3 protein-coding genes are annotated in these 1,931 nt (G+C 70.3%); all 3 read right to left on the bottom strand.

The features are described from left to right. Positions 1-269: hypothetical protein (locus tag PV363_RS17585; RefSeq protein WP_301023061.1), on the bottom strand; the 269-nt coding region annotated here is incomplete at its 3' end. A 173-nt stretch (positions 270-442) separates the two neighbouring features. Continuing rightward, complete coding sequence (locus tag PV363_RS18000; RefSeq protein WP_366525517.1) at positions 443-781, bottom strand: DUF448 domain-containing protein; 339 nt, start codon at positions 779-781, stop codon at positions 443-445. Beyond that, the coding region (nusA, locus tag PV363_RS17580; RefSeq protein WP_301023060.1) for a transcription termination factor NusA at positions 678-1,931 on the bottom strand (1,254 nt) is incomplete at its 5' end. The genes PV363_RS18000 and nusA, both read right to left, overlap by 104 nt.

The raw sequence follows: 1,931 nt of genomic DNA, 5'->3' as shown, positions 1-1,931 counted from the left end.
CCACCGTCGGCAGGAGGCGGGCTGGTGGGCGCGGCCTTGCCCTGCGCCGAGGCGGAGGACGACGTGGCCGTGGCTGCCGGCGACTCGGACCTGGCCGGCGCGGACGCACCGCCCTTGCCCGGCTCCTCGGGCTGCTCCGCACGGACCAGGCCGTCGCGTTGAGCCCGACGCCGGACGCGGTCGGCTTGCGCCTCCTCGATGCCGGAGGAGTGCGTCTTGACCCCGATGCCCAGATCTTTCGACAGGTCGAGGGTTTCTTTGTTCGTCATCCCGAGCTCTTTCGCGAGCTCGTGGACCCGGATCTTCGCTGCCAAAGTTGTCTCTGACCAGCCCTTCGTCTTTCTTAGGGCGCGAACCACGCACCTGTTGGTGCGGATCGCGGCCCTCCATCCTCGCGCAGTCGACCGCTCTGGGACGAACGGTGACCACGAAATCTCTGTGTTCAGTGCCTGCCAGTGTGCAGGCCAGGGTCACGGAACGCTCGTGCGAACGCTCTGCGACGGAGAGCCAACGACTGGCACGCATCGAGAGTGGCTTGGCAAAGCCACGCTCCGCGACCAGGCAGTGTACGACCCTCCACGGGAGATCCATCGCTCCCGCGCACGAAGCGGACCAGCTCCGACTGCGGCGCCTTGCGGCGGCAGCCGATGCAGGTGCGCTGCGGGCCGGTGATGGTACTACCCGTCCTCGCCCGGCTCGGCGCCGCCGGCGGCGTCGTCCGCCGGCACCTCGTCAGGGCCACCGTCGGCCTCGGCCGAGGACTCGGCCAGCTCGGCCACATCAGTCGCCACGGCTTCTTCGGCGTCGAGCTCGGCGTCGACATCCTCCACGGGGGTGGGAGCGTCGATCACCGCGGTCTCCACGGATGCGGCGTCGGCATCGGCGGCAGCCGACTCGTCATCCACGACCGGGGCAGCGTCGCCGTCGGCCTGAGCGGTGTCGCCCTCCGCCGGGGCAGCGTCGCCGCCCTCGTCGGACACTGCGGCTTCCCAGGCCTCTGCCGACATGGCGGGGCCGCCCTCCGCGGGCTGCCACACCTGCTCGCCGGTCTCCGCGTCGACGACCCACTCGCCCTCGGCCCAGTCCTGCTGGGCGTAGGTCTCCTCCTCGGCCAGCTGGGTCTCGCTCTTGATGTCGACGCGCCAGCCCGTGAGCCGGGCCGACAGGCGGGCGTTCTGACCCTCCTTCCCGATGGCCAGTGAGAGCTGGTAGTCGGGGACGATGACCTCGGCGACGCCGGTGTCCTCGTTGATGCGGACCTCTTTGACCTTGGCCGGCGACAGGGCCTTGGCCACGAACTCGTAGGAGTCGTCGCTGAACGGGACGATGTCGATCTTCTCGCCGCGCAGCTCGTTGACCACCTGGCGCACGCGGGCGCCTCGGGCGCCGACACAGGCGCCGACCGGGTCGACGTTGTTGTCGTTCGACCAGACGGCGATCTTCGTGCGATGCCCTGGCTCGCGCGCACAGGCCTTGATCTCCACCACGCCGTCGGCGATCTCGGGCACCTCGAGCTTGAACAGCTCGAGCACGAGGCCGGGGTGGGTGCGGGACACGACGATCTGCGGGCCCTTGGACGTGCGGCGCACCTCGACGATGTACGCCTTCAGCCGGGTGTTGGCCTCCGGGCGCTCGTGGGGCACCTGCTCCGCCTGCGGCAGCAGCGCTTCGACCGGCCCCAGGCTGAGCAGCGTGTAGCGGCTGTCACCCTGCTGCACCGTGCCGGTGACGATGTCGCCCTCGCGGCCCGCGTACTCCTCGTAGCGAAGCTCGCGCTCGGCCTCGCGGATGCGCTGGGTCATGACCTGGCGCGCCGTCTGGGCGGCGATGCGGCCGAAGTCCTTGGGGGTCACGTCGAGCTCGGGGCCGTAGGGCTCGCCGTCCTCGTCGATCTCCTGTGCGTAGACGCGGATCTCGAAGTTGGTGGGATC

It is taken from the genome of Mumia sp., assembly GCF_028803055.1.
Taxonomy (GTDB): domain Bacteria; phylum Actinomycetota; class Actinomycetes; order Propionibacteriales; family Nocardioidaceae; genus Mumia.
The sequence above is the reverse complement of the archived record's forward strand: the minus strand, read 5'-3'. Positions and strand labels throughout refer to the sequence as shown.